12 protein-coding genes are annotated in these 15,928 nt (G+C 68.9%); 9 read left to right on the forward strand and 3 right to left on the reverse strand.

The genetic code is table 11. The annotated features are described in order from the left end of the window. Positions 1 to 55: 55 nt before the first annotated feature. The 3 genes from VF536_RS12335 to VF536_RS12345 form a co-directional block, all read right to left on the reverse strand. Complete coding sequence (locus VF536_RS12335) at positions 56 to 1,360, reverse strand: sialidase family protein (protein WP_331615143.1); 1,305 nt, start codon at positions 1,358 to 1,360, stop codon at positions 56 to 58. A 13-nt stretch (positions 1,361 to 1,373) separates the two neighbouring features. Next, positions 1,374 to 2,504: a glycoside hydrolase family 43 protein gene (locus VF536_RS12340; RefSeq protein WP_331615144.1), complete on the reverse strand. Its 1,131-nt coding sequence runs from the start codon at positions 2,502 to 2,504 to the stop codon at positions 1,374 to 1,376. 136 nt (positions 2,505 to 2,640) lie between these two features. Continuing rightward, complete coding sequence (locus tag VF536_RS12345) at positions 2,641 to 3,648, reverse strand: ArsR/SmtB family transcription factor (RefSeq protein ID WP_331615145.1); 1,008 nt, start codon at positions 3,646 to 3,648, stop codon at positions 2,641 to 2,643. Between the two features lie 111 nt (positions 3,649 to 3,759). Between VF536_RS12345 and VF536_RS12350 the strand changes: the two genes are divergently transcribed. The 9 genes from VF536_RS12350 to VF536_RS12390 all read left to right on the forward strand — a co-directional run bounded on the left by VF536_RS12350 (position 3,760) and on the right by VF536_RS12390 (position 15,731). Then, positions 3,760 to 4,902, forward strand: a complete 1,143-nt coding sequence (locus VF536_RS12350; protein WP_331615146.1) for a UDP-glucose--hexose-1-phosphate uridylyltransferase — start codon at positions 3,760 to 3,762, stop codon at positions 4,900 to 4,902. Then, a complete protein-coding gene (galK, locus tag VF536_RS12355; protein ID WP_331615147.1) occupies positions 4,899 to 6,089 on the forward strand; it encodes a galactokinase in 1,191 nt (396 codons plus the stop codon). Before VF536_RS12350 ends, galK begins: the two co-directional genes overlap by 4 nt. Continuing rightward, positions 6,086 to 7,138, forward strand: coding sequence for an aldose epimerase family protein (locus VF536_RS12360; RefSeq protein WP_331615148.1), 1,053 nt, complete (start codon positions 6,086 to 6,088; stop codon positions 7,136 to 7,138). The genes galK and VF536_RS12360 overlap by 4 nt, the downstream gene beginning before the upstream one ends. Before the next feature lie 13 nt (positions 7,139 to 7,151). Continuing rightward, the gene (locus tag VF536_RS12365) at positions 7,152 to 8,237 is read left to right on the forward strand and encodes a hypothetical protein (RefSeq protein WP_331615149.1); all 1,086 of its coding nucleotides are present in this window, start codon (positions 7,152 to 7,154) and stop codon (positions 8,235 to 8,237) included. Positions 8,238 to 8,355: 118 nt separating this feature from the next. Continuing rightward, positions 8,356 to 9,483, forward strand: a complete 1,128-nt coding sequence (locus VF536_RS12370; protein ID WP_331615150.1) for a sn-glycerol-3-phosphate ABC transporter ATP-binding protein UgpC — start codon at positions 8,356 to 8,358, stop codon at positions 9,481 to 9,483. After that, positions 9,480 to 10,418 carry a sugar ABC transporter permease gene (locus VF536_RS12375; RefSeq protein ID WP_331615151.1) on the forward strand — a complete coding sequence of 313 codons (939 nt, stop codon included), beginning with the start codon at positions 9,480 to 9,482 and terminating at the stop codon, positions 10,416 to 10,418. Before VF536_RS12370 ends, VF536_RS12375 begins: the two co-directional genes overlap by 4 nt. Next, the gene (locus VF536_RS12380; RefSeq protein ID WP_331615152.1) at positions 10,415 to 11,254 is read left to right on the forward strand and encodes a carbohydrate ABC transporter permease; all 840 of its coding nucleotides are present in this window, start codon (positions 10,415 to 10,417) and stop codon (positions 11,252 to 11,254) included. The genes VF536_RS12375 and VF536_RS12380 overlap by 4 nt, the downstream gene beginning before the upstream one ends. Then, on the forward strand, positions 11,251 to 12,714 hold the full coding sequence (locus tag VF536_RS12385; RefSeq protein WP_331615153.1) for an extracellular solute-binding protein: 1,464 nt from the start codon (positions 11,251 to 11,253) through the stop codon (positions 12,712 to 12,714). The genes VF536_RS12380 and VF536_RS12385 overlap by 4 nt, the downstream gene beginning before the upstream one ends. A 242-nt stretch (positions 12,715 to 12,956) precedes the next feature. Beyond that, positions 12,957 to 15,731 (forward strand): TonB-dependent receptor, encoded by a 2,775-nt coding sequence (locus tag VF536_RS12390; RefSeq protein WP_331615154.1) that lies wholly within the window; start codon positions 12,957 to 12,959, stop codon positions 15,729 to 15,731. The last annotated feature ends 197 nt before the right edge of the window (positions 15,732 to 15,928 follow it).

Here is a 15,928-nt window from a genome sequence, read left to right on the forward strand (position 1 = left end):
GCGGGAGAGGGCGGGGGTGAGGGCCAGCGGCGGTGGCAGTGCTCAGTCTCTTCGATTAGAGCGCCGGCAGCGCCGCGCTGCCAAAGCGCGTGCGACAGACCTGCTGCCCGGCCGCGTTCGTCTCGAAGTCGCTCGCCAGCATGATCAGCTTCGACCCGTCCGCGCTCGGCAGCAACGGCGACGAATAGTTCTGGCACCAGTTCGTCTGCGCTGGCGGATTCAGGACCTTCACCGGCGCCTCCGTCGTCATCCACGTGCCGCTGCCGTCGGCGGTCGAGCTCAGGAAGATCGTCGCGCCATTGCCGGTCGCATCGACCTGCCCGGCGGCATTGAACAGGATCTGCCCGATCAGCGCGATCCGCTGCCGGCCCGGCAGCCACACGTGTGTCGGCGCATGGCGGAAGAAGCGGCCGTCGGCCGTCTTCGGCTCCGGACCGCGTACGGCCGGATCTCCCCAGTCCAGCCCGTCCGCCGAGCGCTTCAGCGCCACGCGGCAATCCAGCCCGGCGGTGCTGCAGTGCTCGTAGCTCAGCAGGAAGCTGCCGTCGCCGAGCCGGCTGGTCACCGCCATGCCGGGGCGATCGGTCGGCTTCACCGCGGCGGCGATCACACGCGGCGAGGTCCAGGTCACGCCATCGACGGTGCTCATGATCTTGAGCGTCTGCGACACGCCCGCAGCCGTCCCGTCCGTCTCGTCCGAATACAGGCAGGCCAGCGCGCCGTCACGCGCCACGAGGAACTCCGGCTCCCAGATGCCCGTGCCGTCGCCGCCGCGCGGCTTGTTGCCGATGCCGCAGTTCGCGAGGAAGCGCCACGTCTTGCCCCCGTCGTTGCTGCGGTGGATCGGATGCGTCATCGGCTGGCCGGGCGTGTCCTGCCCGACCGAGGCCGACCACAGCAACGTGCCCGCCGGCAGCACGCCGACGGCTGTCGGCAGCTCGAAGACCGAGCCGCAGCACAGGCCCTTTGGCCAGGCCGCGTCGGTCACTGCGCCTTGCGGCTGGAAGCTCGCACCGTCGTCCTTGCTGAGGAACAGCTTGCCCTGCCCACGATCGCCGTCGAAAGTGATCGTGCTGGCGAGCAGCGCGCCGTTGAGCGAGGCGTCGGTCTGATGCTGCAGCCGGATCAGCCGCGGATAGAAGGCCGGCGCGTCGCCGTTGAGCAGGATGCCGGCGCGTGTGACCGGCGGTGTCGTGACGGGGGGCGGGGCGCTGGGCGTTGCCGTGCCGGCACTCGACGAGCCGCCGCCGCAACCGGCGCAGGCTGCGAGCAGCAGGCCCATCATCAGCGTGGAAGCGCCGGTCGCCAGCGCGCGGAGGAAAGCGGGGGCCGAGGTGGCCCGGGTGGAACGATGCGTCATGGTGTGCTCCCGTTCAGACTTCGCCGGAGGGCTTGCGCTGCGGCACGCCCGATGGGATGGCGCGGCCGAAGTCGGGTCGGCCGTCCGCCGTCCACGTGAAGCGCTGGATGCGCATCGTGCGGCCGTGCGCGTCGTTCTCGGCGCTGTCCTTGGCGTGATAGACCAGCCAGTCTTCGGTGCCGTCGGGCGACTTCGTGAAGCTGTTGTGGCCCGGGACGAAGACGCCGGGCGCGCCGCCGCCGGAGCTGGGCTCGGGACTGAACACCGGCTTCGGATGCTTGGTCCAGCTCTTCGGATCCATCGGGTCCTTGCCGGTCAGCTCCAGCAGCCCGAGGTAGTACACCGCCGCCGTGTGCCCCGCCGAATACACGACGAAGTCGCGCCCGCCGTGGCGCAGCGGCTGCGGCGCCTCGATCCAGTAGTCCTTGGGCTGGACTTCCCATTTGCCGTCGACCTTGTGCCAGCCGCGCTCCCAGTCGTGCTCGCCCTGGACGATGCGCACGCCGGGACCGATGGCCTTGGCCGGACTGGACATCGGCGCGATCCAGAGTCCAGAGTCGGCGTACATCCAGAACAGCCGGCCGTCGGCCAGCTGCAGCACCGAGCCGTCGATCGAGTAGCGCTCATGCGCCAGGTGCACGCGCCCGAGGTCGCGGTACGGCCCCATCGGATGATCGGCCTCCAGCACGTAGTGGCGGTGATTCGCGTCGACCTGATCGGACGCGGTGAAGTACAGGTACCAGCGGCCGTTGAGGTGGTGGAGCTCCGGCGCCCAGATCATGGCGCTGCGCGGGCCGCTCGGATCGGCGGTCCAGACCTTCTTGCGCTCGGCCTGCCGCCAGTCGCTCAGACGGTCGGAGCGGTACACCCACACGCCGCCATTCGGATCGAAGGTCGCCGTCAGGTAGTACGCACCCTCGTGGAAAACGACGAACGGATCGCCGGCCTCGCGGTCCGGCAGCACGGGATTGGTGAAGGTGGTCGACATGGCGGTCCCGGAGGCGGCGGCTGAAGAAGCGGCGGAGGGGCGGGCGGATGAGGCGCTGGCGCAGCCGGTCGACATCGCGGCGCCCGCGAGTCCCAGGCCGGCGGCCAGGCCGAGCCAACGGCGGCGCGGCAGGTCCGCGTCCGTGTCTGGATGCATGGGAAGGTCTCCTGTCCCGCCGCATCGGCGCGGCCTCATGCCGCGCCCCGGGTGGGGATCGGCGCGGATGGTAGACCGGATTGGTCGTTAATAACAAGTATGTTTGTTACTAACGAGCGTCATCGAAGTGGATGGCTCAGCGCATCTCGCGCGGTCTCGGCGACGCCGACGCGTCCGCGCCGACCGCGTCCGGGCCGTGCCCGCGCGGGAAGTCGAACGCGATCCGCATGACGATGTCCTGCGGGTAGTTGCCGAACTTGCGGCCGAACAGGTTGAGGCCGCCGCGGTTGCGCGCGTCGTCCTTGATGCCCAGCCTCACCTTGATGTGATTCGTCTGCGGCAGGTCCAGATCGCCGATCTTCACCGTGCCCAGCGCGACACCGTCGATCATCGAGCCCTTCTCGCCCACGCTCCACTGCTTGAGCAGCCCGTGGGTGGTGCGGTCCACCTGCCACCAGCTCGGCATCAGCAGCGAGGGCTTGCCGCCGTAGTCGCCGGGGCTGGTCCAGGTGCCGATCTCCTTGTCGTTGATCCAGAGCGTGATGTCGGACGGGAAGTCCTCGTTGAACTGCGGCGCCTCGGAGCAGATCTCCATCGACAGCTCGAGGTGGCTGGGCACCGCGCCGTAGGGCAGGTTGTTGGGGAAGGCGTAGTCCACGTAGCCCGAGCCGCCGAACCACAGCAGCTGCGCATAGACGTGCTCCGGCTCGAAGAACGAGCGCGAGTCGTCCAGCATCCCGATGATCTTGCTCTCGCTGACCAGGCCGCAGGTGGGCTTGGCCTCGACGTGGCGGTAGCTGCCGATCGGCATGCTGATCGAGATGACGTTCGGCCGGGATTCGATCGCCGCGCCGGGCAGGCGCAGGCGGACCTCGTCATAGCGCTTGGAGCAGAGCTTCTGCTGGCCGCGCGTGCCGGGCTCCACTTCGACCGAGACCAGGCCGACCGCCTGCAACTGGTTGATGTTGAAGCTCACCGTCGAATGCGGCAGGTTCATCGCTCCGGCCAGCTCGGAGACGTTCAGCACCTGGTGGGTGAGCAGGCCCAGCATCGCCTGCCGCGTGTCCGACGCCAGGGCCTTGGCCACGGCCAGCGCCGCGTCCCCCTCGACCATCAAGACCCGGCTGCCCGAAACCTCCACCATTGCGCGTCCCCCGAAGAATTTTCGCGAGTTTATGCGGATCGCTCGTTCTCTCTGAGGCCCTAGGGTAAAGACGGATCATTAATAACAAACAAGTTCGTGATAATGGCGGCCATGAACCCCGCACACCACGACGGGCGAGGCGCCGAGACCGCCACCTCCGCTGATTCCCCCGGCCGCGTCCATCGCCGCCGCAATCCGCTGACCGGCCGTCACGTGCTGGTCTCCCCGCACCGCACGCAGCGACCCTGGTTGGGCGCGCAGGAGTCGGTCGACGAGACCGCGCTGCCCTCCCACGATCCCAGCTGCTATCTGTGCGCCGGCAATGTCCGCGCGAACGGCCAACGCAACCCGGACTACACCAGTACCTTCGTCTTCACGAACGACTTCGCGGCGCTGCAGGCGGCGCGCGGCGACGAAGCGGACCTCGTCGTCGCGGACGAAGCGGCAGCGGACCTGCTGCAGGCGATGCCCGTGGCCGGCGAGTGCCGCGTGGTGTGCTTCTCCCCGGACCACGCTCGCACGCTGCCGGAGCTTGAATTGCCCGAACTGCGCGCCGTCGTCCGGGCGTGGATGGACCAGTCCGCCGACATGGGCGCACGCCACCGCTGGGTGCAGGTCTTCGAGAACAAGGGTGCGGCGATGGGTTGCTCCAACCCGCATCCGCACGGCCAGGTGTGGGGCCTGGACCAATTGCCCGATGAAGCCGTGCTCGCCGACACGCATCAGCGCGAGTACCTCGATCGCCACGGCGAACCGCTGCTGGTGCGCTACGTCCGCGATGAGCTCGCCGCGGGCGAGCGCGTGATCGTCGAGACCGATCACTGGGTCGCAGTCGTGCCGTACTGGGCGGCGTGGCCGTTCGAGACGCTGCTGCTGCCGAAGGCGCCCACGCTGCGCCTCGACGCGATGACGACGGCGCAGGCCGACGACCTCGCGGTCGCGGTGCGTCGCCTCACGACGCGCTACGACAACCTGTTCCAGTGCTCGTTCCCGTATTCGATGGGCTGGCACGGCGCGCCGCACGGCGCTGAACAACCCGACGACGACGCGAATCGCCACTGGCAGCTGCACGCGCATTTCTATCCGCCGCTGCTGCGTTCGGCGACGGTGCGCAAGTTCATGGTCGGCTTCGAGATGCTGGGCGAGGCTCAGCGCGACCTCACGCCGGAGACCGCGGCGCAGCGGCTGCGTGAGGTCAGCGACACGGTGCATTACCGGCAGGCGCGACGCGCCGCGCAGGCGGAGGGCGCATGAGCCAGGACCGCCAAGCGACACCGCGTGAGCGCGCGGTGCAAGGATTCGAACGCGCGTTCGGCCACGCGCCGGAGCGCCTGAGCCGCGCCCCGGCGCGCGTCAACCTGATCGGCGAGCACACCGATTACAACGAGGGCTTCGCGATGCCCTGCGCGATCGACCGCGACACGGTCGTGGCGGCGGCTCGTCGCGACGACGATGTCGTGGAGGTGCTCGCCTGCGACCTGCCCGCCGAGGCAGACGTTGATGGCGGTGCGCGAGGCCGCTTCCGCACCGGCGATGCGGCGGACGTCTCCGCCAGTCCGCAATGGCTGCGCTACGTGCAGGGCATGGTCGCCGTGCTGCGCGAGCAGGGCCATGTCGTCGGCGGCGCGACGCTGTCGATCGCGGGCAACGTGCCGCAGGGCGCGGGATTGAGCTCCTCGGCGTCGCTGGAGATGGCGATCGGCCACGCGTTCTCGGCGCTCAACGGTTGGGCTTTGCCGCCGACGACGATGGCGCTCGCCGGCCAGCGGGCCGAGAACGTCTACGCCGGCTGCCGCTGCGGCGTGCTGGACCAGCTGTCGTCGTCGCTCGGCGTGAAGGGCCACGCGCTGCTGATGGATTGCCGCAGCCTGGAAGTCCGTCCGATCCCGATGCCCGAGGACATCGCGGTGCTGGTCGTCGACTCGAAGATCCAGCGCGGTCTCGTCGACAGCGAATACAACCTGCGCCGCCAGCAATGCGAGGCGGCCGCCAAGGGCCTCGGCGTGAAGGCGCTGCGCGATGTCGACGACGCGTTGTGGTCGCGACTCGGCGGACAGCTCGATCCGGTCGTGCGGCGCCGCGCCCGCCACATCATTTCCGACAGCCACCGCTGCGCCGGGCTGGCCGACGCGCTCTCGCGCGGCGATTTCGCCGCGATCGCCCACCTGATGCGCGAGTCCCACTGGTCCATGCGCGACGACTTCGAGATCACCGTGCCCGCGATCGATGCGCTCGCCGCGCTGATGCAGGACGTCATCGGCGACCACGGCGGCGCGCGCATGACCGGCGGCGGATTCGGCGGCTGCGTCATCGCGCTCGCACCCCGCGCGATGGTCGATGAGATCCGCGTCGCCGTCGAACGCGGCTACCGCTCGCCGGACGGCCGTGCGGCGGAGGTGCACGTCTGCGCCGCGTCCGACGGCGCAGGAGTGCTGGCATGAGCGTGCTCAAGACCTTCGAGCTACGCTCGCCCGACGGCCTGCGCATCACCGTCACCGATGCGGGTGCGTCGTGGATGTCCTGTGAGGTCCCGGTCGATGGCGAGGACCGCGAGGTGCTGCTCGGCTACGAGACGCCTGAGGACTACCTGCGCCAGCCGGGCTACCTCGGCGCCGTGGTCGGTCGCTACGCCAACCGCATCGCAGGCGCGTCGTTCGAGTTGGACGGCCGGCGCTTTGCGCTCGACGCGAACGAGGGCGTGAATCAGCTGCACGGCGGCACCGTCGGTTTCCACCGCAAGATCTGGGAAGTGGCGCATCACGACCAGCACAGGCTGGAACTGGCGCTGCGTTCGGAGGACGGCGACCAGGGCTATCCCGGGCAACTGGACGTCCGCGTGACCTACCGCGTCGAGGCGCCGCTGACGGTCAGCGTGAGCTTCGAAGCCCGCACCGACGCGCCGACGCTGGTGAACGTCAGCAGCCACGCCTACTTCAACCTCGACGGCCCGGCACGCGACATCCTCGATCAGCAACTGCAAATCGCAGGTGCCCGCTACCTGCCGGTGCGCGCCGACCTGATCCCGACGGGCGAGCAGCAGGACGTCGCCGGCACGCCCTTCGATTTCCGCCAGCCGCGCCGCATCGGCGACGCACTCGAAGCGCTGCGCCGGCTCGACGTGCAACCGGCCTGCCACGACCACTGCTGGCTGATCGACGAGCCGGATGGCGAGGGCGCCGCCGCGACGCTGCGCTCCGGCGACGGCCGTCTGACGCTCGCGCTGCACAGCGACGCGCCCGGCCTGCAGTTCTACGCCGGCGAATTCCTGCCCCAGACGCCCGACCGCCACGGCCGTCCGCACATCAAGCACGGCGGCCTCGCGATCGAGCCCGAGGCGCTGCCCGACAGTCCCCATCATCCCGAATGGCCGCAGCGCGACGCCGTGCTGCGTCCCGGCGAGGTGTACCGCCATCGCCTGACCTACCGATTCGTCCCCTCGTCCTCACTCGCCAATCCGGCCACTCCGGCCACTCCGGCCGACAAGGCTTGACCCCGAGCACACCATGAGCAATTCCACCTCCGCACCCGCCCGCTGGACTCCCGAGCAGGCCCACGCCTGGTTCCAGGCGCAGCCCCCGGCGCTGGGCGCCAACTTCGTGCCCGCGTCCGCCATCAACCAGCTCGCCATGTGGCAGGCCGAGAGCTTCGATGCCGAGCGCATCGATCTCGAACTCGGCTGGGCCGCCGGCCTGGGCATGAACACGATGCGCGTGTTCCTGCACGACCTGCTGTGGGCGCAGGACGCCGAGGGCTTCAAGTCGCGCATCGGCCAGTACCTGGACATCGCCGACCGCCACGGCATCAAGACGATGTTCGTGCTGTTCGACTCCTGCTGGGATCCGCATCCGAAGCTGGGCCCGCAGCGCGAGCCCATCCCCGGCGTCCACAACTCCGGCTGGGTGCAGAGCCCGTCCGCGACCCAGCTCGCCGACCGCTCGACCTGGCCCGCGCTGCGCGCCTACGTCGAGGACATCGTCCGTACCTACGGCCAGGACCCGCGCGTCACCTACTGGGACGTCTGGAACGAGCCCGACAACCAGGGCGGCGGCATGGGCTACTACCTGCCGCGCGAGGCCAAGGACAAGATCGCGCTGGTAGCGGAGCTGATTCCGCAGGTGTTCGACTGGGCGCGCGCGCAGCGGCCCTCGCAGCCGCTGACCAGCGGCGTGTGGCTGGGCGACGACTGGACGCCCGGCTCCCAGGCGCTGAACGCGGTGCAGCAGGCGCAACTGGCCGGCTCCGACGTCGTCAGCTTCCACGACTACAGCTGGCCCGAGAAGCTGGAAGCCCGCATCAAGCAGCTCCAGGCCTACGGCCGGCCGCTGATCTGCACCGAGTACATGGCGCGCAGCCTGGGCTCGACCTTCGACGTCGCGCTGCCGATCGCCTGGCGCGAGGACGTGGGCATGCTCAACTGGGGCTTCGTCGACGGCAAGAGCCAGACGAAGATGCCGTGGGATTCGTGGAAGAAGCCGTACACCATCGATCCCCCGCTGGTGTGGTTCCACGACGTGCTGCACACCGACGGCACGCCGTACCGCGAGCGCGAGGCGGAACTGTTGCGGCAACATGGCGCCCGAAAGCGTTGAACGGACTCACCGCCGATCGACGTTGAGCGGACGACGGTGACAGACACGGCGAACGGGGCGCGATGACCCCGTCCGCCAACCAGAGGTGCTGCGATGGATGGCGCCCGGTAGGAGACGTATGACAGCAAGCATCGAGTTCGCGGCCGTAGTCAAGCGCTACGGATCCGTGGAGATCATTCCCGACTTCTCGCTCACCATCGGGGCGGGCGAGTTCATCGTGCTGCTCGGCCCGTCGGGCTGCGGCAAGTCCACGCTGCTGCGCATGCTGGCGGGGCTGGAGAGCGTCTCCGGCGGGCGCATCCTGCTCGCCGACCAGGACGTCACCGCGCTGCCGCCCGGCCGGCGCGGCCTGGCGATGGTGTTCCAGCAGTACGCGCTCTACCCGCACATGAGCGTGTTCGACAACATGGCCTTCGGCCTGCGCAACATCGGCCTGGCCGACGCCGAGGTGCGCCGCCGCGTCGACGTCGCGGCGCGCATGCTGGAACTCGACACGCTGCTGCAACGCCGTCCGGCGCAACTGTCCGGCGGCCAGCGCCAGCGCGTGGCGATCGGTCGCGCCGTGGTCAAGGAGCCGAAGGCCTTCCTCTTCGACGAGCCGCTGTCCAACCTCGACGCCAAGCTGCGCAACCGCACCCGCATCGAGCTGGCGCGGCTGCACAAGCGGCTCGGCGCGACCATGGTCTTCGTCACCCACGATCAGGTCGAGGCAATGACGCTCGCCGACCGCATCGTCGTGCTCAACGGCGGCCGCATCGAGCAGGCCGGCGCGCCGATGGACATCTACCAACGTCCACGCACGCGCTTCGTCGCGGGCTTCGTCGGCAGCCCGTCGATGAACTTCCTGCCGGTCGAGCGCATGGCCGATCAGCAGGGGCGCATCGCCGTTCGCCTGCCTGGGGGCGCGGTGGTCACGACGCAGATCGCGTCGACGTCGATCGCGGGTCAACTCGAGATCGGCGTGCGGCCTGAAGGCCTGCGCCTCGCCGCCGACGGCCCGATCACCGGCTGCGTCGAACTGCTGGAGCGCCTGGGCGAGCGCAGCCTCGCGCACGTCGGCCTGGGCGACGGCACCGTCGTCGTGGCGGAGGTGCCGGTGAGCAAGACGCTGGCGATGGGCGAGACCGTTCGCCTTCGTCCGGACCTCGATCAGGTGCACATCTTCGACGGCGCCGGTCTGGCGTATCACGCGGATCAGGCTTCGGACGAAGTGCCGGCCGAAGCGCTCGCGGTGGACTTCCGATGAGCGCGATCGCCGCCGACGTCATCTCCGGCGCGGAACCGCCACGCGGCGCGCTCGGACGCTCCGCGATGGACGGCCCGGCCTGGGTGGGCTGGGCCTTCATCGCGCCGTTCGCGCTCTGCTACCTCGGCCTGCTCGCGGCGCCGGTGCTGGAAGGCTTCTGGCTTTCCTTCAACGCCGTCGACCTGCTGACCGGCAAGGGCCAGTTCGTCGGCTTCGCCAACTTCCTGGACCTGGTGCGCGACGAGGTCTTCCTGCGCTGCGCGCGCAACACCATCTTCTTCGCGGCGATCTGCACGCCGGCCTTCGTCGGCCTGGGTCTGGCGCTGGCGCTGGTGCTCAACCGTCCCGGTCGCACCGGCGCCTGGCTGCGAGGCACCTTCTTCGCGTCCAACGTGCTGTCGGTGACCGTCGTCACGCTGATCTGGCGCCTGGTCCTGTTGCCGGACCGCGGCCTGCTGAGCCAAAGCCTCGCGGCCTTCGGCCTGCCGGACCTTGCCCCGCTGAGCAACGAATCCCTCGCGCTGCCCTTCATCGCGCTGGTCACACTGTGGTGGGGCATCGGGCTGCCGATGATGCTGATCCTCGCCGCGCTGCAGCAGATCCCGCCCGACCTCTATGAAGCCGCCGCCCTGGACAACGCCAGCCGCTGGCGCAGCTTCCGCTTCATCACGCTGCCGGCGCTGCGCCGCACGCTGATCATGGTCGCCATCATCCAGGTGATCGGTCAGTTGCAAGTTTTCGGCCAGGCGCAGCTGCTGACCAACGGCGGTCCGAACAACAGCACGCGCACGCTGGTGATGTTCATCTACGAGGCGCTCTTCGACCAATGGGCGCTGGGCTATTCCGCCGCCGCGGCGCAGATCCTGTTCGTGCTGATGGTGCTCGGGGTCTCGTTCCAACGCTGGGCTGAGCGCCGCGAAGGAGCGCAGTCATGAGCGCCCGCGTCTGGCAGAACGGTCCGTGGGACCGTGTGCTCCTCGGCTCGGCCATCGCGCTCGCGGTGCTGTGGATGCTCCCGCTCGCGTGGGTCTTCGCGCTGTCGCTGAAGTCGAACGCCGTGCTGATGGAGCGCACCGACGCCATCCTCACCACGCCCTTCACGCTGCGCAACTACGCGGACATCCTTGCCAACCCGGCGGTGTTCCGCTGGGTGGCCAACAGCTGCATCGTCGCGCTGGTGCAGACGGCGCTGGTGCTGTTCATCTCCTCGCTGGCGGGCTACGGCTTCGCGCGCTGCGAGTTCCCCGGCCGGCGTATCGCCTTCGCGCTGGCTCTGGCCGGCCTCGCCGTGCCGGAGCCCGCAGTGGTCATCCCGTTGCACCGCATCTTCGCGGAGCTCGGCCTGCACAACAGCTACGCTGGGCTGATCCTGCCGCGTCTGGCCGCGCCCTTCGGCGTGTTCCTGATGACGCAGTTCTTCAAGGCGATCCCCCGCGAGCTCGAAGAAGCTGCGCTGATGGACAACGCCTCGCGCTGGAAGATCTTCTGGCGCGTGATCCTGCCGCAGACCTTGCCGGCGCAGGCGACGCTGGGCATCTTCAGCTTCCTCGCGGCGTGGAACGACTACCTGTGGCCGCTGATCTCCGCGACCCGGCCCGAGATGTACACGCTGACGCTGGGCCTGGCGGCCACGCAGACCAACTTCGCGCAGTCCGAGGGCCTGGGCTTCCTGATGGCGCAGGCGGTCTTCGCGGCGCTGCCGGTGCTGGTGCTCTACGCCTTCTTCCAGCGGCACATCGTCGCGGCGGTGGCGGGAGGGAAGGCGGCATGAAGCAGCGGCACATCAAGCAGAACACAAGCTCGCGCGTGCGCTCCCCATTGCGCCGGCTCGCCGTCGGCGCCTGTCTGAGCCTCGCAGGCCTCGCGGCCTTTGCGCAAGGACAGGCGGGGCAGGGCGGCGAAGTCCACATCACGCTCGCGCGCTTCTTCGGCAGTTGCGACGCCGAGTACGGCCAGGTCACCGATCCCTCCAAGGCCAGCAGCGAGTGCGGGATCATCACCGCGCTGACCAACCGCTTCAACGCGCGGGAGTCCGGCCGCATCCGCGTCGACACGCAGGTGGTGGAGCACTCGGCCTACTACCAGCAGCTCGGCGCGCGCATCGTCGGCGGCGACCTGCCGAGCATCGCGATCATGCACAGCTCGGTGCTGGGCGACTTCGCCAAGCGCGACCTGCTGCAGCCGCTTGAGGACGGCTTCGCGCGAGAAGGCGTCGCCGTTGCCGACTTCACCCCGCATGCTCGCCACGGCGTGACCTTCGCGGGACACGTCGTCGCGCTGCCGTACGACTCGCACGCGGCGCTGTGGCACATCAACCTCGGGCTGATGAAGCAGGCGGGACTCGTCGATGTGAAAGGCCATGCACGCCTGCCCAGGTCGACTGCCGAGGCGCTCGACCAGGCGCGCGCCTTCAAGCGCGCGACCGGCAAGCCCTACTTCGTCTGGCTGACGCTGAACGATCCGAGCTTCTTCGCGCGGTCGGTGCTGGGTCTGGTCGCGCAGCAGGGCGGGACGCTGTTCCCGCGCGGCGACCAGGCCGTCGACCTCAGCTCGCCGCAGGTCCGCGAGGCCGTCCAGTTCATGCGCACCGTCTACGCCGAGGGTCTGTCCACGCGCAACATGGACTACAGCGCCGCGCTGCAGGCCTTCATGGCCGGCGCCGGCGGCGTGATGCCCAACGGCACCTGGCTGCTGGGCGATCTCACCACGCGTGCCGCCAAGCCCGGCAATCCGCTGAGCAGCCAGTACGAGGCGGTGCCCGAGCCGACGCTCTTCACGCAGCCCGCGACCTGGGCCGACAGCCACGTGTGGGTGATGCTGCGCAACCCGCGGCAGACGTCGCAGGAGCGCGCCGCGGCCCTTCGCTTCCTGCGCTTCCTCAATGACGAGAGCCTGGCCTGGGCCCGCACCGGTCAACTGCCCGCGCGGCAGTCGGCGGTCGACAGCGCCGCGTTCAAGGCGCTGCCGATGCGCGCGTCTCTGGGCCCGGTCGCGGCGCACGGCACCGGCCTGCCCACGACCGTCGCGCGGCAGTCTCGCGTGATGGGCCTGCTGGGCGACACGGTGGCCTCCATCGTCGTCTCCGGCGAGCCGCTGGACGCAACGCTGGCCAAGGGTCAGCAGCGCATCAACCGCCTGCTGGAGCGCGAATCGCGCTTCCTCGGCGCAGCCGCCACCGAGGCCGGCGTGGCGCCGACGGCACAGGCCAGCGTCTCTCATGGTTTGCGCTAGGTTTATAACGAATTAATTTGTGAATAATCACAAAACCGAACGCTAAGGTCCTGAAAGACCGTGTCGGAATGCCCGGTTCCGGCGGAGATCCCGCGCACCGGGGCGATGACCAGCACAACCAGGTGGTGGCAGGCGCCGAATCTCGTCGAATGCTGCAAGAAAAGTTGTTTGTATTAAAACCCGGTCCGGACCAGGCGCGCGTTCCTCCCCGCGCACCGGTCACGAGGCCCCTGGAGACAACAATGAATCGAATCCCCAACTCCCTCCGGCTCTCGCCGATCTCGGCGGCTGCCTGCCTGACGCTGTGCCTGGCCGGCCAGCAGGTTCTCGCGCAGGACGCGCCGAAGCCTCCGGCCGCTCCTGAGACTGCCGCCTCGGGCGCGGCGGGCACGAAGCTGGAACAGGTCGTCATCGTCGGCCAGCGCGCGAGCCGCGCGGCGGCGGTGCAGACCAAGCGCGACGCCGACCAGGTTGTCGAATCCATCGTCGCCGACGACATCGGCAAGTTCCCCGACAACACCGTGGCCGAGGCGCTGCAGCGCGTGCCGGGCATCCAGACCGTCGTCAACTTCAACAACGAGATCGTCAACCCGCTGATCCGCGGCATCGGCGACATCATCACGACCGTCGACGGTCGTGAGATGTTCACCGGCGTGGGCCGTGGCTTCGCGTTCCAGGACCTGCCCGCGGAAGCGATCTCGCGCGCCAACGTCTACAAGTCGGCCGGCGCCAACCTGATCGAAGGCGGCGTCGCCGGCGCGATCGACCTGCGCCTGCGCAAGCCGCTGGAGTTCAGCAAGGGCCTGACGCTGGTCGTCAACGGCCGCGCCAGCCAGGGCGACTACGCCGACAAGCCCAGCACCAAGCTGGGCGTGCTCGGCTCCTACCGGACCAACACGCCGGCGGGCGAGATGGGCGGCCTGGTCGACATCTCCTACGCGGACCACAAGTTCAACCGGCCGATCTCGTTCAACTGCGATCCGCGCTCGGGCACCAACGGCCCGCCCGGAGCGGCCGGCATCGTGCTGCCGACCTGCGTCGGCGGTCTGACCGATACCGGCGAGTATCAGCGCCCGCAGGTGAACGCATCCTTCCAGTGGCGTCCGAACCAGGAGAACGAGTTCTACGTCGACGGCCTCTACGCGGGCTACCGCGCGAAGTTCGCGACCTTCTTCATCTTCTCGGACATCTTCGCGGCGCAGAACATCACCAACCCGAAGGCGAGCGACGACTGCTTCGACGCGCACGTGGACGGCGCGGGCTTCCTCGGCCCGTCGTCGCAACCGATCCAACGCCTGTGCAACGGCGTGTCGGCGACCTTCAACAACGTGCCCGGGCTGACCAGCACGCAGGCCAAGAAGCAATCCACCGACCAGCGCGTGCTGGCGGGCGGCTGGAAGTACAACTCGGGTCCGTTGTCGATGAACCTCGACCTGTCCCGGATGGAGTCGACCAACAGCAACCGGACCATCATCGTCGACCTCGGCAAGCAGATCAGCGCGGTCGACATCGTCATCAACAACGGCGGCTACGGCACGACCAACATGCCGGGCAATCCGCTCGGCCAGGCGACGGATTTCCGCTTCGCCAACTCGCTGTTCCAGGACATCAACCGCGCGAAGTCCAAGCAGGACGCGGTGGCGCTGAGCGGCAACTACGAGCTGGGCGGCTTCATCAGCAACGTCGACTTCGGCGCCCGCATGACCAAGCGCGAATCGCACTGGCGCGCCAATGCGCCGGGCGGCCCGAACGCGCCCGGCGGCAACCGCGTGACGCTGGTGAGCAGCGCGACGCAGCTGCCGAGTAACTTCCTGATCACGGCGCCGAATTGCATCCCGCAGATCAACAACTGCTCGCCGTGGATGACGCCGAATCCGGACTACCTGCTCAACAACACGGACACGCTGCGCGCCTTGTACGGCGGCACCGCGGGTGATCCGGGCTACGACCCGCTCAACAACTACGACAGCGACGAGAAGACCTACGCCGTCTACCTGCAGCCGCACTACGAGACCAAGCTGGCGGGTCTGCCGCTGGACGGCGTGATCGGCGGCCGCTTCGTCCGCCTGGAGCGCGACATCAGCGGCGCCGGCCGGGTCAACGGCGTGGTGACGCCGCAGACGGCGAACTCGACGGCCTCGCGTTTCCTGCCCAACTTCAGCGCCAAGCTGGAGGTCGTGCCCAACCTGCTGGTCCGTGCCACCGCCGGCAAGACGATGTCGCGTCCGGCGCTGGGCGACCTGAACCCGTCGCTGACCTACTCGATCCCGACCAACGCCAACATCCGCCCGAGCGGCAGCGGCGGCAACTCGGAGCTGAAGGACCAGACCAGCACCGCCTACGACCTGTCGATCGAGAAGTACTTCAACAAGGGCAGCTACCTCCAGGCGGCGGTCTACCACCGCGTGCTGAAGAACCGCGTGGTGCGCTCGACCGCGCCCGAGGTGATCGACGGCGTCGAGTACGACATCAGCCGCCCGCGCAACCTGGGCAAGGCGACGCTGAAGGGGCTGGAGCTGAGCGGCCAGTACTTCATGGACTTCCTGCCGGGCGCGTTCAGCGGGCTGGGCGTCTTCGGCAACTACACGCTGGCGGACAGCAAGGTGAACACGAAGACCGATCCGCTGTTCGGCAAGCCGCTGCTGGGGGTGTCCAAGCACAGCTTCAACGCCGGGCTGCTGTACGAGAAGTACGGCTTCACCAGCCGGCTGACCTACACCTGGCGCAGCAAGTTCAACGAAGGCTCCTTCGGCTGCCTGCTGGCGCCGTCGGCCGAGAACGGCATGGCCGTCGCGGCCTGCGACCCGAACGTGGCGCCGACCTACAACCGCGTCAAGGACTACGGCCGGCTGGACTTCGCGATCGGCTACGCGTTCAGCGAGAAGCTCAGCGTGAGCTTCAACGCCAACAACCTGACCGGGTCGAAGTACTACAGCTACTTCCAGAACGAGAGCTTCCCGCATGACATCCGGTCGGATGACAAGTTCTACGGGTTGAGCTTCAACGCGAAGTACTGAGCCTTTCCCGAGGCCTCTTCACTTCCACCGCCGCTGGCCCTCACCCCCACCCTCTCCCGCAAGCGGGAGCGGGAGCAAGAAGGGTGGGGTACTTCGACGACCGCTGGCCCTCACCCCTGCCCTCTCCCGCAAGCGGGAGAGGGAGTCCGACCGACTCTGCTCGCGACGCCTGCTCCTCTGGCTCCCTCTCCCGCTTG

It is taken from the genome of Roseateles sp., assembly GCF_036486225.1.
Taxonomy (GTDB): domain Bacteria; phylum Pseudomonadota; class Gammaproteobacteria; order Burkholderiales; family Burkholderiaceae_C; genus Roseateles.